At 75.1% G+C, this 24,044-nt stretch carries 22 protein-coding genes, 1 tRNA gene and 1 riboswitch; of the genes, 8 read left to right on the top strand and 15 right to left on the bottom strand.

Annotated features, from left to right (window positions below; translation table 11 throughout):
* Nucleotides 1–719 precede the first annotated feature (719 nt).
* Genes E1O70_RS17970 through E1O70_RS17960 form a run of 3 tightly spaced genes read right to left on the bottom strand, consistent with a single transcriptional unit; the run spans nucleotide 720 to nucleotide 4,404 of the window.
* The gene (locus E1O70_RS17970; protein WP_128957728.1) at nucleotides 720–2,828 is read right to left on the bottom strand and encodes a carbohydrate-binding domain-containing protein; all 2,109 of its coding nucleotides are present in this window, start codon (nucleotides 2,826–2,828) and stop codon (nucleotides 720–722) included.
* Nucleotides 2,828–3,724 (bottom strand): VTC domain-containing protein, encoded by an 897-nt coding sequence (locus tag E1O70_RS17965; RefSeq protein WP_061268838.1) that lies wholly within the window; start codon nucleotides 3,722–3,724, stop codon nucleotides 2,828–2,830. Before E1O70_RS17965 ends, E1O70_RS17970 begins: the two co-directional genes overlap by 1 nt.
* Nucleotides 3,721–4,404, bottom strand: a complete 684-nt coding sequence (locus E1O70_RS17960) for a DUF4956 domain-containing protein (RefSeq protein ID WP_205688668.1) — start codon at nucleotides 4,402–4,404, stop codon at nucleotides 3,721–3,723. The genes E1O70_RS17965 and E1O70_RS17960 overlap by 4 nt, the downstream gene beginning before the upstream one ends.
* Nucleotides 4,405–4,629: 225 nt before the next feature.
* Between E1O70_RS17960 and E1O70_RS17955 the strand changes: the two genes are divergently transcribed.
* From E1O70_RS17955 to E1O70_RS17945, 3 genes are all read left to right on the top strand, one after another.
* Nucleotides 4,630–5,469 (top strand): siderophore-interacting protein, encoded by an 840-nt coding sequence (locus tag E1O70_RS17955; RefSeq protein ID WP_061268837.1) that lies wholly within the window; start codon nucleotides 4,630–4,632, stop codon nucleotides 5,467–5,469.
* 8 nt (nucleotides 5,470–5,477) lie between these two features.
* Nucleotides 5,478–6,500, top strand: coding sequence for an iron-siderophore ABC transporter substrate-binding protein (locus tag E1O70_RS17950; RefSeq protein ID WP_061268836.1), 1,023 nt, complete (start codon nucleotides 5,478–5,480; stop codon nucleotides 6,498–6,500).
* Nucleotides 6,501–6,702: 202 nt separating this feature from the next.
* Nucleotides 6,703–6,792: transfer RNA gene (locus E1O70_RS17945), tRNA-Ser, on the top strand.
* A 215-nt stretch (nucleotides 6,793–7,007) separates the two neighbouring features.
* Here the strand turns inward: E1O70_RS17945 and E1O70_RS17940 are convergent.
* Nucleotides 7,008–7,271 (bottom strand): hypothetical protein, encoded by a 264-nt coding sequence (locus tag E1O70_RS17940; protein WP_134724202.1) that lies wholly within the window; start codon nucleotides 7,269–7,271, stop codon nucleotides 7,008–7,010.
* A 572-nt stretch (nucleotides 7,272–7,843) separates the two neighbouring features.
* Here E1O70_RS17940 and E1O70_RS17935 point away from each other — a divergent pair.
* Entirely contained in the window at nucleotides 7,844–8,509 is a 666-nt protein-coding gene (locus E1O70_RS17935; RefSeq protein ID WP_061268848.1) for a Type 1 glutamine amidotransferase-like domain-containing protein, read from the top strand.
* A gap of 75 nt (nucleotides 8,510–8,584) precedes the next feature.
* Here the strand turns inward: E1O70_RS17935 and E1O70_RS17930 are convergent, their stop codons facing one another.
* Together E1O70_RS17930 and E1O70_RS17925 are read right to left on the bottom strand one after the other, a co-directional pair.
* Complete coding sequence (locus E1O70_RS17930) at nucleotides 8,585–10,255, bottom strand: DHA2 family efflux MFS transporter permease subunit (RefSeq protein WP_082774723.1); 1,671 nt, start codon at nucleotides 10,253–10,255, stop codon at nucleotides 8,585–8,587.
* Nucleotides 10,256–10,337: 82 nt separating this feature from the next.
* The gene (locus tag E1O70_RS17925; RefSeq protein ID WP_061268834.1) at nucleotides 10,338–10,928 is read right to left on the bottom strand and encodes a TetR/AcrR family transcriptional regulator; all 591 of its coding nucleotides are present in this window, start codon (nucleotides 10,926–10,928) and stop codon (nucleotides 10,338–10,340) included.
* A gap of 21 nt (nucleotides 10,929–10,949) precedes the next feature.
* Here E1O70_RS17925 and E1O70_RS17920 point away from each other — a divergent pair, with 21 nt between their 5' ends.
* On the top strand, nucleotides 10,950–12,353 hold the full coding sequence (locus E1O70_RS17920; RefSeq protein WP_061268833.1) for a YbfB/YjiJ family MFS transporter: 1,404 nt from the start codon (nucleotides 10,950–10,952) through the stop codon (nucleotides 12,351–12,353).
* Here the strand turns inward: E1O70_RS17920 and E1O70_RS17915 are convergent.
* Nucleotides 12,248–13,741 (bottom strand): DNA polymerase IV, encoded by a 1,494-nt coding sequence (locus E1O70_RS17915; RefSeq protein ID WP_061268832.1) that lies wholly within the window; start codon nucleotides 13,739–13,741, stop codon nucleotides 12,248–12,250. The genes E1O70_RS17920 and E1O70_RS17915 overlap by 106 nt on opposite strands.
* Before the next feature lie 142 nt (nucleotides 13,742–13,883).
* On the opposite strand from E1O70_RS17915, the gene E1O70_RS17910 reads away from it, so the two are divergent.
* Nucleotides 13,884–15,626: a glycosyl hydrolase family 18 protein gene (locus tag E1O70_RS17910; RefSeq protein ID WP_128957729.1), complete on the top strand. Its 1,743-nt coding sequence runs from the start codon at nucleotides 13,884–13,886 to the stop codon at nucleotides 15,624–15,626.
* 143 nt (nucleotides 15,627–15,769) lie between these two features.
* Here E1O70_RS17910 and E1O70_RS17905 read toward each other — a convergent pair whose 3' ends face one another.
* Genes E1O70_RS17905 through E1O70_RS17895 form a run of 3 tightly spaced genes read right to left on the bottom strand, consistent with a single transcriptional unit; the run spans nucleotide 15,770 to nucleotide 17,614 of the window.
* Nucleotides 15,770–16,465, bottom strand: coding sequence for a phosphatase PAP2 family protein (locus tag E1O70_RS17905; protein WP_128957730.1), 696 nt, complete (start codon nucleotides 16,463–16,465; stop codon nucleotides 15,770–15,772).
* A complete protein-coding gene (locus E1O70_RS17900; RefSeq protein ID WP_061268829.1) occupies nucleotides 16,465–17,163 on the bottom strand; it encodes a phosphatase PAP2 family protein in 699 nt (232 codons plus the stop codon). Before E1O70_RS17900 ends, E1O70_RS17905 begins: the two co-directional genes overlap by 1 nt.
* Nucleotides 17,164–17,218: 55 nt before the next feature.
* Nucleotides 17,219–17,614: a RidA family protein gene (locus E1O70_RS17895; protein ID WP_061268828.1), complete on the bottom strand. Its 396-nt coding sequence runs from the start codon at nucleotides 17,612–17,614 to the stop codon at nucleotides 17,219–17,221.
* A 172-nt stretch (nucleotides 17,615–17,786) separates the two neighbouring features.
* Between E1O70_RS17895 and E1O70_RS17890 the strand changes: the two genes are divergently transcribed.
* Nucleotides 17,787–18,284 carry an NUDIX hydrolase gene (locus E1O70_RS17890; protein WP_061268827.1) on the top strand — a complete coding sequence of 166 codons (498 nt, stop codon included), beginning with the start codon at nucleotides 17,787–17,789 and terminating at the stop codon, nucleotides 18,282–18,284.
* Nucleotides 18,285–18,328: 44 nt separating this feature from the next.
* On the opposite strand, the gene E1O70_RS20630 is transcribed toward E1O70_RS17890, so the two are convergent.
* The 3 genes from E1O70_RS20630 to E1O70_RS17880 all read right to left on the bottom strand — a co-directional run bounded on the left by E1O70_RS20630 (nucleotide 18,329) and on the right by E1O70_RS17880 (nucleotide 21,238).
* Nucleotides 18,329–18,457, bottom strand: a complete 129-nt coding sequence (locus E1O70_RS20630; RefSeq protein WP_255179672.1) for a hypothetical protein — start codon at nucleotides 18,455–18,457, stop codon at nucleotides 18,329–18,331.
* A 191-nt stretch (nucleotides 18,458–18,648) separates the two neighbouring features.
* Complete coding sequence (locus E1O70_RS17885) at nucleotides 18,649–19,881, bottom strand: acetyl-CoA C-acyltransferase (RefSeq protein WP_061268826.1); 1,233 nt, start codon at nucleotides 19,879–19,881, stop codon at nucleotides 18,649–18,651.
* Between the two features lie 115 nt (nucleotides 19,882–19,996).
* Complete coding sequence (locus E1O70_RS17880) at nucleotides 19,997–21,238, bottom strand: acyl-CoA dehydrogenase family protein (RefSeq protein WP_061268825.1); 1,242 nt, start codon at nucleotides 21,236–21,238, stop codon at nucleotides 19,997–19,999.
* Between the two features lie 172 nt (nucleotides 21,239–21,410).
* On the opposite strand from E1O70_RS17880, the gene E1O70_RS17875 reads away from it, so the two are divergent.
* Entirely contained in the window at nucleotides 21,411–22,079 is a 669-nt protein-coding gene (locus E1O70_RS17875) for a hypothetical protein (protein WP_061268824.1), read from the top strand.
* A gap of 37 nt (nucleotides 22,080–22,116) precedes the next feature.
* Here the strand turns inward: E1O70_RS17875 and pnuC are convergent, their stop codons facing one another.
* Both pnuC and E1O70_RS17865 read right to left on the bottom strand, forming a co-directional pair.
* Nucleotides 22,117–22,827, bottom strand: a complete 711-nt coding sequence (gene pnuC / locus E1O70_RS17870; protein WP_051027656.1) for a nicotinamide riboside transporter PnuC — start codon at nucleotides 22,825–22,827, stop codon at nucleotides 22,117–22,119.
* 150 nt (nucleotides 22,828–22,977) lie between these two features.
* A riboswitch (FMN riboswitch) is annotated at nucleotides 22,978–23,101 on the bottom strand.
* Between the two features lie 183 nt (nucleotides 23,102–23,284).
* Nucleotides 23,285–24,043, bottom strand: coding sequence for a TetR/AcrR family transcriptional regulator (locus E1O70_RS17865; RefSeq protein ID WP_061268990.1), 759 nt, complete (start codon nucleotides 24,041–24,043; stop codon nucleotides 23,285–23,287).
* Nucleotide 24,044 lies beyond the last annotated feature (1 nt).

Below are 24,044 nucleotides of genomic sequence, written 5' to 3'. Positions count from 1 at the left end.
CCACGTGCGCGGGGGAGGCGGTCGTCGGGTCGGTCGGGTCGGTCGGGGACGGTGCGGTCGGGTCGGTGGGCACGTCTCCCACGGTACGACGAGAGCGGGGCAGAACCCCGGCCCGCCGAGGTAGCCCTGGTCACCCCGAGGGAGCCCCGAGGCCCCGCGAGGTAGAGCTGAGGTCGCGCGAGGTAGAGCCGTGGTTCGGTCGAGGTTGAGCCGTGGTCCCGTGAGGTGGACTCGAGGTCTGGCGAGGTAGAGCCGTGGTCCCGTGAGGTGGACTCGAGGTCTGGCGAGGTAGAGCCGTGGTCGCGCGAGGTAGACCCGAGGTACGGCGAGGTAGAGCCGTGGTTCTGCGAGGTAGAGCCGTGGTCGTGTGCCCGACGGCGCGGGTCGGGTCTGGATGGTGGTGCCGCCTTGCTGGTGGCCGGCTGAGGCGCCCTCGCCGCGGGCGACCGACCGCCGTCGGGCACGACGGTGCTCCAACGCGAGGACGCGGCACGACCACGGCAAGGGCTCCTCGCGACCAGGTGGCCGCACGGACCGGAGTGGGGACGATCCTTGGCGCGCTCCTGCCGGTGCCCGACCGCGGGTCTCTCTCGGATGACCGCGGCTCTACTTCGCGGGACTTCGGCTGTACGTCGGGGAACCACGGCTCTACCTCGCGGGACCGGGGCTCTACCTCGGCAGGGCGCTCGGGCTGGGATCCCGGGCCGGACGACGCGCGGTCAGGACTCGGTGGTCTCGTCCTGGCCCGTGGTGCCGTCTTGGCCCGTGCCGTCCGGGGTTGTGGTGCCGTCCTGCGTGCCCGGGCGGGTGGGGCGGCCCCCCATGCCGCCGCCGGTCCACTCGCCCGCGACGGCGGTCACCGAGCCGGACGGGGCGGTCACCGTGTAGGTCTCACCGGTCGTCACGTCGGGGGAGGAGACGACGACGTTCGCCGTCTCCTTGGTGACGGTGAGCTCGGCGACGACGGTGCCGTCCGACGCCGTGACGGTGACGGTGTCGCCGGCGCTCGCAGAGACGTCGGCGGCGAGCCAACCCTGCTCGGAGTCCGTGGCCGGCACGACGACCATCCCCGCGCTGCCCGCCGCGACGAGCGAGCCGCCGGAGACGGCGAACGTGCCGTTCACGTCGAGCGCGCCGTTGCCGTCGTTCGTCGGGCCCTGGACGACCGTCTCGCCGCCCGTGACCGTGAGCGACCCGTTCGAGTCGATCCCGTCGCCGCCGGCGTCGATCGTGAGCGTGCCGCCGGAGATCGTCAGCGACGAGCCGTCGTCGGCGTCCATGCCGCCGCCCGCCATGCCGCCCGCCCCACCGCCAGGGCCGCCCTGCGGCAGGTCCGCGCCGTCGGGGGGCTCGACACCGTCGGGCAGGTCGCCGCCCTGCGGGGGCTCGGGCATCTCGCCGTCGGCCGGCATCTCCGGCGGGGTGCCGCCCGCCGTGCCACCCGGTGCACCGTCCGGCGGCTCCGGCATCGTGCCGTCGGCCGAGCCGTCGGCCGGGCCGCCCGCCGAGCCGCCCGCCGCCGAGCCGCCTGCTGCCGTGTCGCCTGCCGCCGAGCCGCCCGCTGCCGTGTCGCCCTCGCCGGTGCCGGTCGTCGACCCGACCGTCGCGTTGAGGCCGTCGTCGCTCGCCGTCACGTCGACGTCACCGCCGGAGATCGTGAGGGTCGCGCCCTCGATGCCCTCCACGGATGTGGTGACGGTGAGGTCGCCGCCGGAGACGGTGACGTCGCCGTCGGCGTGCACGCCGTCGTCGCCGGACGACAGCTCGACGGTCCCGCCCGAGACGGACACCGCGCCGTCCGAGTGCAGGGCGTCGTCGGCGGCGTCGACGGTGACCGTCGCGTCGTCGCCGACCACGACCCCCACGTCGCCCTTGAGACCCTTCGCGGACGCGTCGTCGCTCACGTCGGTACCCGCGCCGCCGGCCGCGGTGACGGTCAGCGTGCCGCCGGAGACGACGACGTCCGTCACCGCCTGGACGCCGTCGTCGCCCGACGTGACGGTGACGTCCCCGCCGCGCACGTCGACGAACCCGAGGGCCGCGTCGCCGTCCTCGGTCGACTTCAGCCCGTCCTGCGCGGCGGTGACGTCGAGCGTCCCGCCTGTGACGACGAGGTAGTCCTTGCCGCGCAGGCCGTCGTCGCCCGCGTCCACGGTGAGGTCGCCGCCCGCGACGACGAGGCCGTCCTTCGAGACGATGCCGTCGTTCGCGTGCGACGTCACGGTGAGCGCGCCGTCGCCGCCGATCACGAGGTCGGCCGTCGAGAACAGCGCGCCGTCGGGCTCGCCGTCGGCGTCCAGCTCGGAGGGCTCCTCGGTGTCGGTGAGGCTGTTCGTCGAGCCGTCGGCGAGGACCACCGCGACCTTCTCCGCGTCCTGGACGTTCACGGCGGCGTTGGTCGTCGAGGTGATGTCGGCGTCGTCGAGCACGAGCTGGACGAGCCCGTCCTCGGCGGTGTCGACGACGACCTGGCCCTCCAGCGTGCCGCTCAGCACGTACGTGCCGGGGGCGGTCACGGTGACGGTCGCGCCGTCGACGGTCGCGCCCTCACCGTCCACGGTGGCGGTGCCGCCGTCGAGCGCGACGGTCGTCGCCGACGCCTCGTCGACCGCGAGGTCGGCGTCGTCCAGCGCCACCTCGGTGTTGTCGGCGCGCGCCTCGTCCGGGGTGAAGCCGGCGACGGCGTCGGACGCGGTGGTCGAGGTTGTGGTGCTCGCGCTCGCGGACGTGTCGTCCGTGGCGGCGTCGCTGCCCAGGACTGAGCAGCCGGCGAGGACGGCGGCCGCCGCGGCCGCGGTGAGGTACGTGAGGGGTCGTCGGATGCGCATCACAGGCTCCTGTCGTCGTGCCCGGGGGTGCGGGCGGGGTGTCGGGCGAGGTGGTGGGCGGGAGTCCGGTCGGACCTCGTGCCGCCCGGGGAGGGGGTGAGGTGGCGGCGGATCACGCGCCGCCAGGGGCCGTCGGGCAGGTCGGGGCGCAGCAGCGCCAGCCCGGTGCCGTACTTGGAGATCCGCTCGGGGCGGTGGCCGTGCCGCCACAGCAGCCGGTCGAGGTCCGACGGCGTCGAGCCGCCCTTCGTCTCGACGACCGCCAGGTGGGTGACGGGCCAGGAGAGGGGGCGGGCGCCGTCGGGCCGGTCGAGCTCCCACGTGAGCCCGGTGTCGACGGTGGCGCGCGCGGCGCCGTCGGGCCGGGGGAGCAGGAGCGTCGTGCGGCGGTACCGCGACACGAGGCCGGGTGCGAGCGCGTGCTCCGGCACGCCGTCGATGCCCTCGGCGGCGAGCGTCCGGTGGACGAACTCCTGCCCGCCGCCGAGCGCCGTCGGGCAGTCGTGGGCGACGCGCTGCTTGAGCGTCGTGCCGCGCGCGGCGCGCGTCTTGACCTCGAGGAAGCTCGTCCCGGAGTCGAGGTACGTGCGCGTGCGGACCTTGAACCGCCGACGGCGGCGCGTCACCGTGAGGCGGAACGACGCGAGGTCGGGCGTGTCGAAGTACACCGACTCGTAGGCCGCGCTGCGTGCCCCGTCGATCTCGAGGACGCGCGCGGCGGTCGTGCGGGCGAGGGCGTCGAGCACGGCGACCGCGTCGTCCACGGGCAGGACGTACTTCCAGTCGACCCGGGTCAGCAGCGCGGCGGTCCCAACGAGCTCGTCGAGGTCCACCCCGGCGAGCGGGTGCAGGGCGGCGCGCACGCGGTCGTCGGCCGGGAGGGTCTGCGGGCTCATGCGCGCGCCCCCGTCCGGGCGGGGAGACCGTCCGGGTCCGCGGCGGCCACGCGGAGCGGCGCGGCGTCGGCCGCGAGCGGGGGGACGGCGTCGGGCAGGACGGCGGGGCGGGCGGGGCGCGCGCCCCGGCGCGGCGTCCGTGGGGCGGTCCAGCGGACGTCGACCCAGGTCGTGTCGTTGACGAGGTCGAGCCGCTGCACGCTCACCCCGCGGACCTCGGCGCCGAGCAGCTCCTCCAGGTAGCGCGTGAGCTCGGTCGGGTCGGCGAGGGCGCGGTCGACGACGACGGTCTGGCTCTGCGCGCGGCGCAGGACGCGCGGGTGGTCGACGACGGCCATCACCCCCACGACGAGCGCCATGCCGGCGAGGGACAACCAGCCGGTGGTCGCGCCGAGGCCGCCGAGGAGGCCCAGCGCGAGGGCCGCGAAGTAGTAGGCGACCTCGGTCTGCGAGAGCTCGGTCGAGCGGAGCCGGATGATCGACAGGACGCCGAAGAGCCCGAGCCCCAGACCGGCGCCGACGCTGCTCGTCGCGAGCGTCGCCGCGACCGCGAGCACCCCCACGTTGACGCCGAGGTACGCGACGACGAGGTCGCGGCGGCGGTGCCGGGGGAAGTAGAGGCCGAACGCGAGGACGGTGACCGCGACGAGGTCGACGAGGTACAGGACGGGCTGGGACACGAGGCCTCCGGGTGCCGGGGCGCTGGGCGCCGTGGTCGAGGACGTCCTCATTCCGCCGGTCGAGCCTGTGCGGTCGCTGTGGAGGGCACAGGGTGCGTGTATGAGTTCCCTCGGGGTCTCTCGACCGCGCGATCCACGCTGCTCGGCACAGGTGGTGACCGGCGTCACGACCTCGCGCCCAGGCGGTGATGTTAGCCTCACCTAAGTCACCGACGAGAGGTTGTCATGTCGACCACCACCGCGCCCGCCCCGCGGCGCGCCCGCCCGCAGACGGTCCTCGAGGTCCTCGAGACCGCGTGGCTCTCCCCGCACCTCGTGCGCGTCGTGGCCGGGGGCGACGGGTTCGCCGCGTTCACGACGAACGAGCACACCGACAAGTACGTCAAGATCTACTTCGCCAAGCCCGAGCTCGGGCTCGAGCCGCCCTACGACCTCGTGACGCTGCGCGACACGCTCGCGCCCGAGGACGTGCCCGTCACCCGCACGTACACCGTGCGCTGGGTCGACGAGGCGGCGCAGCGGCTCGCGATCGACTTCGTCGTGCACGGCGACGAGGGCCTCGCCGGGCCGTGGGCCGCCCGCGCGAAGCCCGGCGACCGCCTCGTCCTCTCCGGCCCCGGCGGCGGGTACCTGCCCGACCCAGCCGCCGACTGGCACCTGCTCGCCGGCGACGACTCCGCGCTCCCCGCGATCGCCGCCGCGCTCGAGGCCATGCCGCGCGACGCCGTCGGGCACGCCGTGCTGGAGGTCGGGACCGAGGCGGACCGCCTGCCGCTCGAGGCGCCCGGCGGCGTCGAGGTCACCTGGGTGCTGCGCGGCGACGCGCCCGCCGGGACGACGACGCTCCTGCCCGACGCCGTCGCCGACCTCCCGTGGCGCGAGGGCCGCGTCCACGTCTTCGCGCACGGCGAGCGCGGGGCCATGAAGTCCCTGCGCCGCGTCTTCACGGAGCGCGGCGTGCCGCGCTCCGACCTGTCGCTCTCCGGCTACTGGGCCTACGGCCGCGCGGAGGACCGCTTCCAGGCGGAGAAGCGCGAGCCCGTCGGCCAGATCTTCGAGGACTGAGGAGTTCCATGCACCGCACCAGCACCACCCGTCCCCGCCGCGCGCTCGCGGCCGTGTCCGCGCTCGCCGTCCTCGCGCTCGCCGCGTGCTCGTCCGGCGACGGCTCCGGCGACCCCACGCCGTCCGGCAGCACCACCGCCGACGGCGCCGCGGACACCTTCCCGGTGACCATCCCCACGGCGTTCGGCGACGTCGAGATCCCCGAGGAGCCGGAGCGCGTCGTCGCGCTCGGGTGGGGCGACGCCGAGACCGCCCTCGCGCTCGGCGTCCAGCTCGTCGGCGCGAGCGACTGGCTCGCGTTCGGCGGCGACGGCGTCGGCCCGTGGCTCGCCGACGCGTACGACGAGTCGCCCGAGATCATCGGCACCCTCGAGCCGTCGTACGAGCAGATCGCCGTGCTCGACCCCGACGTCATCCTCGACGTGAAGTCGTCCGGCGACCCCGAGCGGTACCAGCGGCTCTCCGAGATCGCCCCGACCGTCGCGATCCCCGAGGGTGGCGAGGCCTACCTCACGCCCATGGAGGACCAGGTCGGCATGATCGCCGCCGCCCTCGGGCGCAGCGAGGCCGGCGACGAGCTGCTCGCCGAGGTCGACGACGCGTTCGCCGCCGCGCGCGACGAGCACCCCGAGTTCGCGGGCAAGACCGCCGTCATCGGGTCCTACTGGGCCGAGGGCTTCGGCGCCTACGTCTCGACGTCCAGCCGCGGCGAGTTCATGCAGGGCCTCGGGTTCGACACCAAGCCCGAGATCGACGAGGCCGCCGGCGAGGAGTTCTCCGCCACCCTCGGCACCGAGAACGTCGACCTGCTCGACGCCGACCTCACCGTCATCCAGCCCATCGGCTTCACCGCCGCCGACGTCGAGGCCCTCCCGATCTTCCAGACCGTGCCGTCCGTCGCCGACGGCCGCTACGTCGTGTTCGACGACAAGGACCTCTCCAACGCCTTCTCGCTCGGCACGCCCACGGCCGTGATCTACGCGATCGACAACGTCACCCCGCTGTTCGCCGAGGCGCTCGCCGGCAAGTGACGCCCGTGCCCGGCGGCGGGGTGCGTGACGCCCGCGCGGTCCGGCGGCGGGTGATGCCCGACGGCGTGGGGCGGGCCGGGTGGTCCGGCTCCGCGCGGGTGTCGAGCGAGGCGTGAGTGACCCGGCGCAGGACCGGCTGACCGGCCGATTCGGTGTCCGGGGGTGTGACCAGGTATCCTTCCTGGGCCGGGTATCCCGGCGAGGTAGCGTGTCCGAGCGGCCTAAGGAGCACGCCTCGAAAGCGTGTGTGGGTGAAAGTCCACCGTGGGTTCAAATCCCACCGCTACCGCCACCCGAAGGGCCCCACCCGCAGAGTTCTGCGGCGGTGGGGCCCTTCGTCGTACGCCACCCTCCGATTTCGCTCCGTCTTGCCTGGCTGACCGCCTCCCGGCGCGGCCCCGCGCTCCGCCCGCTGCGCTCGCTTCGCGCACCCCACCGTCCGGCGGCTCACACTGCGGAGGGGCCCAGGAGTCGTTCCAAGACCGCTTCGTCGTCACACAGCCGCGCTCACGTCCAGTAGCGAGGGTCCCGCCACCAGTAGCCGTCGAGATCGCCGACCATCCGGACATCGGAGTCGCGCACGAGCCGCCGCAGCTCTCGCCCGGCGCCCGACGATGACTGACGCATCAGGGACTCGATGATGTCGCGTGTCTCAGCGAGGGGCCTGTGGAAGCCGCAGCACTCCCAGATGCCGCAGCTGGTCACGGACGGTTCGACCACGGCATCGGCGCGTGTCCAGACCGACAACGCGACGAGGAGCGATCCGCGCATCAGGCCTGCCCGATGCTCGTAATGGAGCACCGCCGCTCGGGCTGACCCGGACAGGCTGCCGCCACCGACCTTCGGTCTTCGGAGCGGAGTCGTCGCTCGCGCGATCAACTGCGCCTCCGCGCGCAGCTGGGAAGGACGCCTACGCGGCATGTCCCTTCGTGGAGGTGTGCATGCCGCGATCGTAGGGGCGCGGAAGGAGCTGCGTCCATCCGTCACTGTCCGGCCCCGAACCGACAGCCGAGCATCCGGCCAGCTCCGGCCTGCGTCAAGGGCGCCTGCGCGGTCGCTGCGCGATGGCCTGCGGCCACCCTTGACCCGGACCTCCGCGGAACTCTTGTGAGGCCGCGCGTCGGTGCAGGTCAGCGGCGATTCCATCCAGTCTCGACCGAGGGCATGAAAGGCGACCATCCAAGCCACCGCTACCACCCCGGAGGGCCCCATTCGCGGAACCTGCGGCTGTCGGGCCCTTCGTTGTCACCCGGTCGTGCTGAGACGCGCCGCCGACATGGCGCGATGAGTTCCCGTCCGCACGGAGGTCTGCCGTGCAGACCGTCGGAGCCGAGGAGGACGCGATGAAGCTGTTGCTCACGTCAGGGGGAATCACGAACCCGACCATCGAGGGGGCGCTCGTCGGGCTGCTGGGCCGGCCGATCGGTGAGTGCTCGGCGCTGTGCATCCCGACGGCGTTGTACGGCCACCCGTGGGTGGGGCCGGGGAAGAACGCCCGGGACTTCATCACGGGGGAGTCGGACCACATGGCGGGTCTGAGGTGGGGGTCGGTCGGCGTGCTGGAGCTGACGGCGCTGCCGAGCATCCCCGCGGACCGCTGGGTGCCGCTCGTCCAGGAGACGGACGTGCTGCTGGCCGCAGGCGGTGACGCGGGCTACCTGGCGCACTGGATGCGGCGGTCAGGGTTCGCGGACCTCGTGCCGTCGCTCGCCGACACGGTCTACGTCGGGATGAGCGGCGGCAGCATGGCGCTGACGCCGCGCATCGGCGAGGAGTTCGTGGGGTGGGAGCCGCCCGACGGCGAGGACGCGACGCCGCTGGGGCTCGTCGACTTCTCGATGTTCCCCCACCTGGGCCACCCGGACCTGCCCGACAACACGGAGGCCGCGGCGCGGCGGTGGGCCGCCGCCCTGGGCGGGCCGGCGTACGCGGTCGACGACGAGACCGCCTTCGTGGTCGACGGCGCGGTCGAGGTCGTGTCCGAGGGCGTCTGGCACCGCCTGGCGTAACCCGCGTCGGCTCGACCCGACCCCGGGCTCGACCCCGCGCCGGCTCGACCCTCGCTCCGGCGTCGGGCCCGACCCTCACCCCGAACGGCGCGACGCCCGCACGACGGCCGTCGCGGACGCGAGGCCGAGCACCAGGAACGCTCCGGCGACGAGCAGGGACCCGCGCGTCGCGTCGGCGAACCCGGACGCGAGCGCATCGACGACCTCGGGTTCCTGCGGCCCGAGCTCGCCGTGCGTGCCCTCGGCGCGCAGCTTCGCGATGACGTCGCCGGCGGAGCCGCTCGTCGCGTCGGCGAGGCGCGTGACCTCGGCGTCGGGCAGGCCCTCGCCGTCGAGAGCCGCGGGCACGGCGCTCGCGAGCAGGACGGCGAGCGCGGTCCCGACGAGCGCGGTGCCGAGCGCGGAGCCGACCTGCCGCGCCGTCGACTGCGTGGCGGAGCCCTGGCCGGACTCCTCGGCGGGGACCTGCACGAGGGTCGTGCTGGTGAGCTGTGCCGACGCCAGCCCCAGTCCGACGCCGTAGACGACGAGCAGGGCCGCGAGCAGCCACGGGGAGACGGTCGCGGTGACCGTGAGCGCGACGGCGACGACCCCGACGATCTCGAGCGCGAGGCCGATCACCACGACGAGCGGGGCGCCGACGGCGGCGGCGAGGTGACGCGCCGACGCACCGGAGAGGAACGCGCCGAGCGCCATCGCCGCGAGCACGAGCCCGGCGCCCATGGTGGACAGCGCGAGCACGTTCACGAGGAAGAGCGGCAGGACGAAGATGATGCCGAACTCGCCGACCGCGACGGTCGTCGCGGTGACGTTGCCCCACCGGAACGTCGGGATGCGGAAGAGCGTGAGGTCGAGCAGCGCGGACCGCCGCACCCGCGCGCGGTGCCGCTCCCACACGACGAAGAGCACGAGCAGGAGCAGCCCGGCCGCGAGGAACACGGGGGTCGGCGAGACGGGCGCGGACGCCGGCCAGGTGGCCCCGAGCAGCTCGACGTCCCCCTTCGGGCTCCACCAGCCGAACGTCTGGCCCTCGATGAGCCCGAACACGAGCGCGCCGAAACCGAGCGCGGACAGCAGGAGCCCGACGAGGTCGAGCCCGGGGGCGAACGCGTGCGCCCGGGTCTCGGGCACCCAGAGGTAGGCGCCGACCACGACGAGCGCGCCGACGGGGACGTTCACGAGGAAGATCCACGGCCAGGTGAACGACGTCGTGATCCACCCACCCGCGAGCGGGCCGACCGCGGCGGCGCCCGAGATGACGGCGCCCCACACCCCGAACGCCGCGGCCCGGTCCTTGCCGCGGAACGTCGCGTTCACGGTCGACAGCGTCGAGGGCAGGATCGCGGCCGCGCCGAGGCCCTGGGCGAGCCGCCCGACGATGAGCGAGCCGCCGTCGTCGGCCGCGGCGGCGAGCAGCGACCCGGCGAGGAAGACGACGACGCCCACCACGAGGAGCCGCCGTCGCCCGAGCCGGTCCCCGAGACGGCCCGACGAGAGCAGCAGCGCGGCCAGCACGACGGCGTACGAGGCGCTGATCCACTGCGCCTCGCTCAGCCCGAGGTTCAGGTCGGCGACGATGTCCGGGACGGCGACGGCGACGATCGTCCCGTCGATGACGACCATCGACAGCGCGACCGCCAGGACGACGAGCGCGCGCCACCGGTTGGCGTGGGCCCGCGGGTCGACGGCGGGTTCGTCGTCCTCGGGCGGTTCGGTCTGCGGCGCGTTCCCCTGCACGGACTCCACGGGGCCTCCCTCGTGTCGTGACGCGGCCCTGCCTCCAGGATCGCCGCGCACGCGGGGGAGCGCATCAGCAGCGCCGGGCAGGTCAGGCGCGGTGGCGCGCGACCGCCCCGGCGGCGAGGTCGCGCCACGGGAGGGGCGTCGGACCGTCGTCGCCCGCGACGGCGCGGCGCGTGCGGGAGGCGAGCACGGCGTCGTAGAGCGCGAGGAGCTCGGCCGCGAGGGCGTCGGGGTCGGCGGCGCCGGTCGCGGCGGCGAGGTCGCGCAGCCGGTCGACGAGCAGCCGGGTGTCGGCGGCGAGCCATTGGTACGCGGGGTGCTCGGGGTCGGTGACCTCGACCGCAGCGGCGAGGAACGCGCAGCCGCGGGTGCTCGTCGCGGTGGGGAAGCCGTCGAGCGCGTCGAAGACGGTGAGCGCCCGCGCGTCCGCGTCGTCCCCGCAGCGGTCCAGCGCCGCGTCCCACGCGGCCCGCCAGCGCTCGTGCCGCCGTTCGAGGTAGGCCGCGACGAGGTGGTCCTTGCCCGGGAAGTGCGCGTACAGGGTCGCGGGGGAGACCTTGGCGCGGCGGAGCACGGCGTCGACCCCGGTCGCCGCGATCCCGTGCTCGACGAACAACGCCTCCGCGGCGTCGAGCAGGCGGTCGCGGGCCGGTCGGCGTGCGTCGGTCCGGGGCATGGGGATAGCGTAACGATCACTATGCTGAAACGATCGTTACACCCCGTCGCACCCGCCCCCGGCCGCCTGGTCGCCGCGGGCACCGGCCTCGTCGCGGTGACGTACGGCGTCGTCCGCTACGGGTACGGCCTCCAGCTCCCGACGCTCACGACCGAGCTCGGCCTCTCGTCCGCTGCCGCGGGCGCGATCGCCGCCGGCAGCTTCGCCGCGTACTGCGCCGCCGCGCTCGGCGCCCAGCGCGCGATGGCCCGACGTTCCCCGCGCGCGGTCGTCTGGGCCGCCGCGGCGCTCGCCGCGGCGGGGGCGGTCCTGGTCGGGCTGTCGTGGTCGTCCGCGAGCCTCGCGGCGGGCGTCCTCGTCGCGGGCAGCGCCGCCGGTGCGGCGTCGCCCGCGCTCGTCGCCGCGGTCGGCGCGACGGTCGACGGCCGCCGGGCCGGGCGCATGCAGGCCGTCGTGAACTCCGGGACGGGCGTGGGCGTGGCGCTCGTGGGGGCGGCGACGCTCGTCGCGCCGGACGTCTGGCGGCCCGTGTGGTGCGCCGCCGCGGTCGGGGCGGTGGTCACGGCGGCGGTCGTCGACCGGAGCGCGCGCTGGCCCGCGGCCCCCGAGTCGCCGCCCGCGTCCGGGGGCGCGGGCGGACGGTCGCTCGGGCGCGCCGGGTTTGCGGCCGCGGTGGCCGGGATCGGCAGCGCCGCGGTCTGGACGTTCGGACGCGACCTCGTCACCGTGACCGGTGGTCTCCCCGGCCGCACGACGGCGGCCCTCTGGTGCCTCCTCGGCGTGGCGGCGGTCCTCGGCGCGCTCAGCGGCGACGCCGTCCGCGTGCTCGGCCTGCGCGGCGCCTGGGTCGTGACGGCCGTCGCGACGGCGGTCGGCACCGCCGCGCTGGCCCTCGCCCCGGGCAGCGTGCCCGTCGTGGCGGTGGCGGGCGCTCTTTTCGGCGCCGCCTACACCGCCCTGAGCGGCGTCCTCATCGCGTGGGGCACCGCGCTGCGCCCGCACGCCGCCGGGCGCGCGACCGCCGCCCTCTTCGTCGCCCTCACGGCCGGGCAGGCGGTCGGCGCGCTCGCGACGGGCGGGCTGAGCGACGTCGTCGGGCCGCAGGCCGCGTTCTGGGTAGGCGCGGCGCTCCTCCTCGTCGCGGCCGGGGTCGTCCCGCGCGTGCCCGACGGCGCAGGGCCCGGTCGGCAGCGCGCCGACCGCCCGGCGTCGGGCAGGACCGGGACGGTGGGCGCGCGCACGGACGGGGCGAGCGCGGGAGGGGCGAGCGCGGTCGGGACGGGTGCGGGCGGTGCGAGCGCGGGCGCGACGGCTAGCGGCTACGCGTCGTCGTCCGCGGGCGAGGCGCGCACGGGCTCGCCGTCCGGGCCGAGCGGCTCGACGAGCGCGAGCTCCTCCGCCTCCGGGTCGACCCAGCGCTGGTAGCCCGGGCCGGTCCGCGCCGTCTCGAAGCGGACGGCGACGCGGCCGTCGTCGCCGACGCGCACGACCCACCCGCGCCCGTCGGCCGGGGTCGCGACGTCGAGGCCGGGGGCGAGGAGGGCGGCCGTCGTCCGGACGGGGCCTGTCGCGGCCGCGCCGGGCGCCTCGGCACTCGCCGACTCTGCACCCACCGACTCTGCACCGACCGCCTCGGTGCCGACCGCCTCATCGCCCGCCGCCTCGGCACACACCACCTCCGCGGCGATCGGAACGGCGGGGGCCTCCGGCGCGTCCGCGCCGAGCGGCAGCATGAGCTGCGCGTGCTCGGACAGCGCGTGGAACGCGACCCCGAGCAGGCGGACGGGCTCGGTGACGTCCGCGAGGCGGAGCGCGCGGTGGGCCGCGTCGCGGAGGGCGCCCTCGTCGGTCGTCGGGCGGGACAGCGTGACCGAGCGGGTGAGGGTCGTGAACGACGCGAGGCGCACCTTGACCACGACGGTGCGCGCCGCGACGGCGTGCCGCTCGAGGCGGGCGAGCGCAGCGTCGACGACCGGGTCGAGCGCCGTGGCGATCGCGGCCCGGCCGTGGAGGTCGGTGTCGAACGTGTGCTCCGCGCCCGCGGACTTGCGCTCCCGCACCGTGGAGACCGCGCGGTCGTCCCAGCCGCGCGCGATCCGGTAGAGGTTGGTGCCGCCCGCCTCGCCCGCGACGAGGAGCAGCGTGTCGAGCGGCTGGCGGCGCAGGTCGGCGACGGTGCGCACCCCGAGCTCGTCGAGCCGCGCGGCTGACACTGGGCCGACGCCCCACAGCGCCCGCACGGGCAGGTCGAGCAGGAACGGGTCTTCGTCGTCGGCCCCCACGACCCGGACGCCGCCCGGCTTCGCGGCCTCCGAGGCGAGCTTCGCGACGAGCTTGGACCGTCCGAGCCCGAGCGAGACGGGCAGGCCGCTCAGCTCGCGCGCCCGCTCGCGGATCCCCGTGGCGAGCGCCTTGAGGTCGGTCTCCGGCCCGACGGCCGCGGCGACGTCGGCGAACGCCTCGTCGATGCTCACGGGCTCGACGAGGTCCGTCACCTCGCGCAGCGCCGCCATGATGCGGGCCGAGTAGGCGGAGTACGCGGCGAACCGCGGCACGACGACGACCGTCGACGGCGGGCACAGCCGCCGCGCCTGCTCCATCGGCATCGCCGAGCGGGCGCCGTACTGCCGGGCCTCGTACGACGCCGTCGCGACGACGCTGCGCGGACCCACGCCGCCGACGAGCACCGGGCGCCCGCGCAGGGACGGGCGCTGGTGCTGCTCGACGGCGGCGAAGAACGCGTCGGCGTCGAGGTGCGCGATCGTCGGGCGGGCGCGCAGCACGGGGGCGTGCGGCGCACGGTCGAAGCTCACCGCCCTACTCTGCGCCCTGCCACCGACAGCCGGTCACAGTTTCGTTCGGACCCTGGCGTTTCGGGGAGGCGCACGGGTATCTTGCAGGAGACCGAACAAATCCCGGGATCCCCAGCCCGGGCCGAAGAGCAACGAGGCCTTCATGACCGATCGATCGACACCCAGCGCGGCTGCCCCCGGCCGCTCGTTCGCCAGGACCTCGCCGCGACGCTCGCGCGTGGTCACGGCTTCCGCCGTCGTCGGGGCGCTCGCCCTCACGGCCGCCACCTTCGCGTCGCCCGCCGCGGCGGCGCCCCAGCCCACGGCGAAGCCGGCGGCCTCCGTCGCCGGGCCGTCGGACATCAACGGGTTCCGCAGCGTCGGCTACGTCATGGCCGACTCGCGCGTGACCCGCGACTTCCACGTGGCCGACCTCGTGCGCACCGGAGCGATCGAGGACCTCACCCACATCAACTACGCGTTCGGCAACGTCACGACCGACCTGGTGTGCGACATCGCCGACGTCCCCGGCGAGGGCGACCCCCTCAACGACTTCGTCGCGGAGGTGCCCGCCGCGGACTCCGTCGACGGCAAGGCCGACAAGCCCAACCAGAAGCTCGCCGGCAACTTCAACCAGCTCAAGAAGCTCAAGGCCGTCAGCCCGGAGACGAAGATCCTCGTCTCCCTCGGCGGCTGGACCTGGTCGGACAACTTCTCCGAGGCGGCGTCCACGGCCGAGGGTCGTACGCGGCTCGTCGACTCGTGCCTCGACCTCTACATCGACGGCAACCTGCCGGTCGTCGACGGCAAGGGCGGCCCCGGCGTCGCGGCCGGCATCTTCGACGGCATCGACATCGACTGGGAGTGGCCGGTCACCGGTGGCGAGACGGCGAACGTCCGCCCGGAGGACAAGGAGAACTTCCTGCTCCTCATGGAGGAGTTCCGTGCCGAGCTCGACGCGCGCGGCGCGACGACCGGCCAGGACTACCTGCTGACGGCGTTCGCGCCCGCGGGCGGCTGGAACGCAGGCCAGGGCGGCTGGCTCGACCCGCGCCTGTTCGCGGTCGTCGACTTCCTCAACGTCCAGGGCTACGACTTCCACGGCGGCTGGGTCCCGAACAAGACGGGCCACCAGGGCAACCTGCACCCCGACGGCGCGGAGAACTGGGGCCTCGGCCTCGACGGCGCGCTCGGCATGTACGTGAAGGCGGGCGCGGACCCGTCGCAGATCAACGCGGGCCTCGCGGCCTACGGCCACGGCTGGTACGGCGTCAAGGACGGCACGAAGGGCTGGCAGCCCGCCGCCGGGTACGTCGGCACCAAGACGTACGCCGAGCTGCGCTCCTTCGGCGGGAAGAAGTTCTTCGACCCGAAGATCGGCGCGAGCTGGCTGTACAACGGCGACCAGTGGTGGAGCTACGACGACCCGGCGTCCGTGACGGCGAAGGCCGAGTTCGTCGCGACGCAGGGTTACGGCGGCGCGATGTGGTGGGACCTCTCCGGCGACTACCGCAACGAGCTCGGCGACGCCCTGGGCTCGACGCTGCGCGCGGCGACCCCCGGTCCCGGCGTGGCCGAGGAGTGCGCGGTGCCCTGGTACGGCACCGGCGTCTACACCGGTGGTGAGGTCGTCTCGCACGAGGGCACGGAGTACAAGGCCCAGTGGTGGACCCGCAACCAGGAGCCGGGCGCGAGCAACGCCTGGAAGAAGATCGGCCCCTGCGGTACCGCGCCCGAGGTCGAGGCGGCGGTCTGCGCCCCGGCTTGGTCGCGCGAGGCCGTCTACACCGGCGGGCAAACCGTGTCCCGCGCCGGCGTGAACTACACGGCCCAGTGGTGGACGAAGGGCGAGCTCCCCGGTTCCGTGACGTGGGGCTCGTGGGACCCGGTGGGTCTGTGCGCCTGAGCTGACGGCTGGTCCGGGTGCCGCGCGCGCCCGGACCGCCCCCGCACGACGACGGCGGGCCCGGTCTTCGGACCGGGCCCGCCGTCGTCGTGGTCGGGGGAGAGCGTCGCCGACGGGGCGCCGCGAGCGCGACCCTCGGCGTCTCAGCGCTTCGAGCGCAGGTCCCGGCGCAGGTAGTGCCACGCGAGGACGCAGCACACGATGCCGTTGAGGAGCCCCACGACGACGTCCGCCGGCCCGTGGGCGCCGCGGTAGAGCCGCGAGAGCCCCACGCCGAGCGGCACGAGGCAGCACAGCACCGTCGCGACGACGCGCAGGACCGGGTTCGTGATGCGCTGCGCGAGCAGGGCGAGGGTCAGGTAGAACGCCGCCGACGCGCCCGTGTGCCCCGAGGGGAAGCTGGACGTCGGGGGCGCCTCGTCGAGCCGCGAGACGTCGGGCCGCTCGCGCCCCACGACGATCGACGACGTGAGGAAGATCAGCGCCTGCAGCGCGACGGCGAGCGCGGGCACGAGGGCGAACCACCACTGCCGGGTGCGCCACCACACGAGCGCGACGGTGAGGAGCGTGCCGCCGATGATGAACTCGGTCGTGCCGATGAGGGAGAGCACGTCGGTGACGGTGTCCCAGAACGGCGTGCGCCGTTGCTCGAACCACCGGTTGAGCGCGACCTCGCCCGGCAGGTCGCCGAGCGGCCCGGTGACGAGGAAGCCCGTCGCGACGATGACCACCCACAGCACCGCCCCAGGGAGGAACGCCCGCAGGCCGACGTCGCGCAGCACCTCCTTCGCCGTGGGGCGGGTCGTGTCCAGCTCGTAGCGGTGCACGAAGGGTTGCATCAGACCTCGTTCCTGGGAGTGTCACCGGAGGGACGGCCGGACCGCGCGGCGGTCCAGCCGTGGTAGCCGACGGCGGACGCCCCCGCGACCGCGCCGCCGAGGAGGATCCCGCCGACGACGTCAGACGGGTAGTGCGCGCCGAGCAGCACGCGGTCGGCCGCGGTGACGAGGGCGAGCGCCGTCGCACCGCCGACCACCGCGACGCGGCCTCGCCGCCCGAGCAGCGGCCAGACGAGCACGCTGAGCGTCACCCCGACGGCCGCCGCGTTCATCGCGTGCCCGGAGGGAAAGCTCGCGCCCGGCACGGTCGACACGGCGTCCTCGAGGACGGGCCGCGCACGGCCGACGACCTCCTTCGCGCCGAGGCCCAGAGCCCATGCGCCCCAGATCGTCCCGGCCGCCCAGGCCGCGCGCGACCCGAGCCCGTGGCGTCGCCACGCCCAGACGCACACGCCCATCGCGGCGAGGTTCATCCACCGCGCGGCGAGCGCCTCCTGCCCCACGAGGAGCGCGCGCTCGAGCGCGGGGCGCTCGCCGGCGAACCGCGTCGCCGCGGCGACCGCGGCGCGGTCCGCGTCGACGACGACCCCCGACTCCGCGCGCACGAGCCACGCGAGCGCGAGCACGGGAAGCGAGGCCGCGACCCCGTACGCCGCGGCCCGCCAGAGGGCGCGGTACGGGGTCCGGTGGGCTGACACCCCCGGACAGTAGCGGCACCCCCGCGTCGTCGCGCGCGGGAGCCGGTGCCCCGCGTCAGGCGGGGAGCGCCGCGACCGCCTCGATCTCGACGAGCGCGCCCGGCCGTGCGATCCCGACCCGCAGGACGGTCACGGCGGCGGGGTGCTGGCCCCAGACCTCTCCGACGGCGCCGAACCCCTCCATGAGGTCGGCCTCCGGGTCGAGGTAGACGGCGAGCCGCGCGACGTCCTGCGGGCCCGCGCCCGCCTCCGCGAGCACGGCGAGGACGTTCCGCAGCGCCTGCGCCGTCTGGGCCGCGACGCCGCCCTCGACGATCGCGCCCGCGGCGTCCGTGCCGTTCTGCCCGCCGACGTAGAGCGTGCGACCGGTCTCGACGATCGTGCCCTGCGAGAACGCCGGGTTGCGGTGCAGCCCGGGCGGGTTGAGGTGCGTGACGCTCTGCGTGGCCATGGTCGTCCCCTTCTGCGGTCCCGGTCCTGGTGCTGCCGACGCTACGCCGTGCCCCCGACAGACCCCCGACAGACCCCCGACAGGCCACCGGACACGACCCCGAAACGCCCCCGGCGGGTGGTCCGCGCGGCTCCGACGGGCCGGTCCGGCGTCGGCTGTGTAGGAAGGAGGGGTGAAGCAGTCAGCAGGGCTCGTGCTCTACCGGTTCCGTGCCGACGCCGTCGAGGTGCTCCTCGGGCACATGGGGGGCCCGCTGTGGGCGCGCAAGGACGCGGGCGGGTGGACGATCCCCAAGGGCGAGGTGGAGCCGGGGGAGGACGAGCACGCGGCGGCGCTGCGCGAGTTCGCCGAAGAGCTCGGCGTCCCGGCTCCTGCCGGCGCGGCGCCGGACCTCGACCTCGGCACGGTGCGCCAGCGCGCGGGCAAGCTCGTCGCGGCGTGGGCGCGGGAGGCGGACCTCGACGTCACGACGATCACGAGCAACACGTTCGCGCTGGAGTGGCCGCCGCGCTCGGGGCGCATGCAGGAGTTCCCGGAGCTCGACCGGGCCGGCTGGTTCGCGCTCGCGCGCGCCCGCGGGCTCGTCGTCGCGGGCCAGGTCCCGCTGCTGGACCGGCTGGAGGAGCTGCTCGCGCGCGAGCCGGCGCGGAGCACGACGACCGAGGGATGACGAGAGCCCGGGACCGCGGTCCCGGGACCGTCGAGCGGGAGACGTCAGCCGAGCAGGTAGGGCGCCGCGGCGAAGCCTGCGGCGAGCCCGACGAGCGCGACGGCGACGGCGGACAGGTGCGAGCGGCGCGCACGGCTCGCGGTACGGCGGGCTGCGTCGGTCACGGTGGTCATGACGGTCCTCTCGTGGGGGGCGGTTCCAGGGAGAGGGACCACGTCAGGCGCGATCCATGACGCGAAATCCGGCCGTCGTGGCGCGATCTGCGTCACACGCGGCGGCCGAAACGCGCCAACCCTGGTGCAGCATCGTGCACCAGGGTTGGTCGGCTCGCGCGGCGGAGCCCCGAGGGGGCCCGCCCGGAGGGTCAGGCGCGCAGGACGAGCGCGTCCCCCTGACCGCCGCCGCCGCACAGCGCCGCCGCGCCGACGCCGCCCCCGCGGCGACGGAGCGCGAGCGCGAGGTGCAGCGCGAGCCGAGCGCCCGACGCGCCGACCGGGTGGCCGAGCGCGATGGCGCCGCCGTCGGCGTTGACGACGTCCGCGTCGATGCCGAGGTCCGCGACGGACTGCAGCGCGACGGCGGCGAACGCCTCGTTGATCTCCACGAGGTCGAGGTCCGCCGCGGCGATCCCCTCGCGCTTCACGGCGGCCTCGATGGCCCGCGCCGGCTGGGAGTGCAGCGAGTTGTCGGGTCCCGCGACCTGCCCCGCCGCGCCGATCTCGGCGAGCCACGGCAGGCCGTTGCGCTTCGCGAAGGCGCGGCTCGCGACGACGACCGCCGCCGCGCCGTCGGACAGGGGCGAGCTCGACCCGGCGGTGATGGTCCCGTCCTGCACGAAGGCCGGGCGCAGGCGCTCCAGGGCCTCGAGCGTCGTGTCGGCGCGCACGCCCTCGTCGTGCTCGACGACGACCGGCTCGCCCCGCCGCTGCGGCACCTCGACGGGGGCGATCTCCTCGGCGAGCCGCCCGGCGTCGCGCGCCGCGGCGGCCCGCTGGTGCGAGCGCAGCGCGAACGCGTCCTGCTCCGGGCGGCCGATGCCGCGCGTCGCGCAGCCGCGGTCCGTGAGCTCGCCCATGACCTCGCCGCTGAACGGGTCGTTCAGGCCGTCGTGCGTGAGCGAGTCGGCCATCGTCACGTCCCCGAAGGCGAACCCGGAGCGCGACCCGACGACGAGGTGCGGCGCGTTCGTCATGGACTCCTGGCCGCCCGCGACGACGACGCTCGCCTCGCCCGTGCGGACCAGCCGGGCCGCGTCGATGATCGCGGTGAGGCCCGAGAGGCACAGCTTGTTGATCGTCACGGTGGGCACGTCCCAGCCGAGGCCCGCGAGGATCGCGGCCTGGCGCGCGGGGCCCTGCTTGGCGCCCGCCTGCACGACCTGCCCGACGATCACCGTGTCGACCTGCTCCGGCGCGACGCCCGCGGCCGCGAGCGCGCCCCGGATCGCGTGCGCGCCGAGCTCGGCCGCCGAGAGCGAGGCGAGCGCGCCGCGGAAGCGCGCGAACGGGGTGCGCGCGCCGTGCAGGAGGACCGGGGTGACCTCGTCCTCGGGGGTGACGGCGGCGGCGTCGGGCAGGGGGCTGGCGTCGGTGCTCATGGGACTCCGATCCGGGGAGGGCGAGGAGACGGGGCGAACAGGAAGGAGCCCCGGCGCCGCGAGGAGGGGCGAGCGGCGCCGGGGAGCGGAGGGAGGGCGTGCGCCCTCGGGACCGTCACACGAACGCGGAGACGCCCGTGATGTCGCGCCCGACGATGAGCGCCTGGACCGACTCGGTGCCCTCGTACGTGTGCAGGGCCTCGATGTCGGCGAAGTGCCGCGCGACGCGGTTCTGGAGCAGGATCCCGTTGCCGCCGAGCAGGTCGCGCGCGCTCGCCGCGACCTCGCGCGCCCCGCGGGTGCACGTGTACTTCGCGAGCGACGCCTGCGGGCCGGTGAGCGTCCCCGCCTCGTCGAGCCGCGTCATCTGCGCGACGAGGAGCTGGAGCTGCGTGATCGTCGAGAGCATCCGCGTGAGGCGCTCCTGCACCATCTGGTTCGCGGCGAGCGGGCGCCCGAACTGGACGCGCTGCTTCGCGTACGCGACCGCGGCCTCGTAGCACGCGACCGCGTGCCCGACGGCGGCCCACGCCACCCCGAGGCGCGTCGCGAAGAGCACGCGCGAGGTGTCCTTGAACGACCGCGCGCCCGGCAGGGCGTTCTCGGCGGGGACGAACACGTCGTCGAGCACGACGTGCGCCTGCCAGATCGCGCGGAGCGACACCTTGCCGGTGATGGTCGTGCCCGTGTAGCCCGGGGTGTCCTGCGGCACGACGAACCCGTGGACCTGGCCGTCGCCGTCGCCGCCGACGAGGCGCGCCCACACGACCGTGATGTGGCCCGACGACCCGTTGCCGATCCACTTCTTCTCGCCGTTCAGCACGTAGCCCTCGACGCCGTCGCGCGTCTCCTTGCGCGCCGTCGTCTCGAGCGAGACGGAGTCCGAGCCGTGGGTGGGCTCGGTGAGCGCGAACGCGCCGAGGATCTCCCCGCGCGCCATGGGCTCGGCGTACTTCGCCCGCTGCTCGTCGGAGCCGAGCATCTGGATGCTGCGCAGCGCGAGACCGCCCTGGACGCCGCAGATCGTCGCGACGGAGCCGTCGCCGCGCGACATCTCCATGGCGGCGAGGCCTGCCGCGAGCTGGCTCACGTGCGGACGACCGTCGACGTCGACGCCGTCGCGCAGCAGGTCGAGCTCGCCCATGCGCTTGACGAGGTCGAACGGCACCTCGGCGCGCTCCCAGTAGTCGTCGATGACGGGGAGCACCTCGTCCTGGACGAACTGCCGGACGCGCTGGAGGTGGGCGCGGTCCTCCTCGGTCGCGTCGGCGAACGCGCCGGCGTAGTCGAGGTCGAGCGGGGTCGCGAGGTCGTAGGTGGGCTCGGTGACGCCGGGCATGATCGGGGTGGTGGGCATCGGTGCTCCCCTGGGAGGGCGGCTGCGGTCGGTCGACCGTCCTCGACGCGGTTGCCCGGGGTGCGGGCCCGGCGTCGGCGGCGGTCCCTCCCATAGTGCAGCGATACCCCGTCTCAGTCAATCGAGACGGCGTATCGGCGGGAGGTGGGCGCCTCCGTCGTAGGGTGCCTGCGTGACGACGACGACCGGCCGGGTGGCCTGGGACGACGACGCCTCCGCGGGCGAGTGGATCGCCGGGCGGCTCGGGGAGTTCGGCCCGCGCGTCGACGGCACGGTCCCGCGCGGGTACGCGGCGTACGCGTGCGTCCCGCACCCGTCCTGCGACGACGACGGCACCCTGGCGACGCGGGCCGACGCCCTGGCGGCGGTCCTCGGGCCGTTCACGGGGGACCAGCCCGTCCACCTCGGCCTGTGGACGGGGCACGCCTTCTTCTACGACCACGGGACCGACCCGCGCACGACCTCCGGCGTAGCGCCGTTCGTCGGGTGGCCCGAGGACGAGCCGCGGTCGACCCCCGAGGAGATCGAGCGGGCGCTCGACGAGGCGTGGGACCACATCGCTCCCACGCTCGTCGAGCGCCCGGCCGCCCCGATGCTCGAGCTTCCGCACCGCGAGTACCACCTGTGGACGGGGACCCTCGGCGACGTCGGCGCGTTCCGTGACCACCAGCCGCCGAACCTGTGGTGGCCGGCGGACCGGTCGTGGTTCGTCGGGACGGAGATCGACGCCGCGGCGACCTACGTGGGTGGGAGCGACGCGCTCGCCCGGGCGGTGTGCGCGGACCCGACGCTGCGCGCGAGCCGCGTGGCGCCGTCGGACAGGATGCTGTTCGACGACTGACCCGCGGCCACGGCGGCGACCGGACGGGAGCCGGCGGTCAGGCGGGTGCGCCCGCCGCCGCGGCGTCCGCCTCGGCTGCGGCGGCCGCGCGGCGGTTGACGCGCCACCACACGAAGAACCCGACGAGCGTGAACGCGCCGTAGAACACGTACATGAACGCGGACGCGTAGAAGCCGGCCGAGATCAGCAGGGGCACGCCCACGACGTCCACGGCGACCCAGATGAGCCAGAACTCGACCCAGCCCTTCGCCATGCCGTACGTCGCGAGCAGCGAGCCCATGAAGATCCACGCGTCGGCCCAGACGGGCTCGTACGACTCGAGCGCGCGGAACACGGGGGTCAGGAGGGCCGTGCCGCCGACGAGCGCGACGACGAGGAACACGCGCTGGCGCCACGACGCCCAGCGCGGCACGACGGCGACGCCGTGGCTGTCCGCGTCGGCGTCACCGAGCCGCGCCTGGGTCTTGCGCCACTGCACCCACCCGTAGACCGACACGACGACGAACATCACCTGGCGGCCCGCCTGGCCGAGCAGGTTGACCGGGTTGGGCGTCGCGAACACCGCGCCGAGGAACACCGTGAGCAGCAGCAGGTTGCCGACGATGCCCACCGGCCACGCCCACACCTTGCGCCGCATGCCGCCCAGCGCCGACGCCAGGCCGAACCCGTTGCCCACGATCTCGCGCCACAGCAGGTGCTGGTCGCCGATCGTCAGCTGCGCGTCGAACAGCGCGTGGATCAGGTCCATCGGATGTCCTCGTCCTCCCGGGCACGAGCGCTCCGGGGTGAGGGCGGGCGGCGGGGACGGGCCACGAGGGCCCGACGGCGTCGCTCACCACGGCGAGACCGCGCCCCGTCGCGCGGGCTCGCGAGAGCCCGGCCGAGGACGGCCGCGCCGCACGTGCTTCCTCCCATCCGGACTGTCACCGTCGGTCCTGGAGTTCCACCAGGTCAACCGCGCGTGGGCGCGGGTCGCGGACTGTCACCGCCGGCTCGGAATTGCACCGACCCCGGAGCACGTTCGTGCGTACTGCGTTCTGCAACCGCCGATGCTACTCGCGCATTCCCCGGGCACGGGACTCGCACCGCACCGTCCCACGGACTGGAACACGATGCGATCTTGCGCCGCCGAGCAGGTGGTCCTGGTCCGTCCGCAGGCGCAGACGGACCAGGACCACCTGTTCGGCGGGGCGGGGTGGGAGGGGTCAGGCGAGGGCGTCGCGGACGGCGCGCGCGACGTCGTCCGCGACGGCCTGCGCGTCCGCGTCCGCGTCCACCACGGTCACGACGACGCGGCGCGCCGCGGGCACGCCGTCCCCGCTGCGCTCCCGGGCGGCGCCGTCCGGCGCGGCGTACCGGCCGACGGCGGCGCGGCGCAGGTCCGCGAACGCCTCCTCGAGCTGGGGGCGCAGGTCCTGCTCGGGGGAGCGCAGCCACCGGCGCAGGAGCGCGTTGTGCACCGCGACGACGGACGCCGCGAACGCGATGGACGCCGTCGAGCGGCGCTCGTCCGGCGGGAGCGCGTCGCGCAGGTACGCGGTGAACGCGCGCTCGTAGCGGTGGGTCGTGACGAGCTCGCGGTCGCGCAGCGCCGGCACCTGCTGGAGGAGCTGCCAGCGGGCCAGGGACGTCTCGCGCTGACCGACGTGGTGGTCGAACACCAGCCGCGCCGCGCGGCACACCTCGAGGTACGGGTCGACCGTCGGGTCGGGCGTGAGGTGCCCCTCGGCGTCGGGCACGGGCCGCGTCGCGGCGAGCATGACGACGACCTCGTCGAGCAGGAGCTCGTGGTCCGCGAAGACCACGTCCTCCTTGGACCCGTAGCGGCGGAAGAAGGTGGCGCGGCTGACCTGGGCGGCGTCGGCGATCTCCTCGACGGTCGTCTGCTCGTACCCCTTGCGGGTGAAGAGCTCGATCGCTGCGTCGACGGCCTGGGCATGGGTGCGGCTGCGGACGTCGGTCATG

It is taken from the genome of Cellulosimicrobium funkei, assembly GCF_004519295.1.
GTDB classification, from domain to species: domain Bacteria; phylum Actinomycetota; class Actinomycetes; order Actinomycetales; family Cellulomonadaceae; genus Cellulosimicrobium; species Cellulosimicrobium funkei.
Note: the sequence above shows the minus strand (reverse complement) of the source record. Positions and strands in the feature narration are given on the sequence as shown.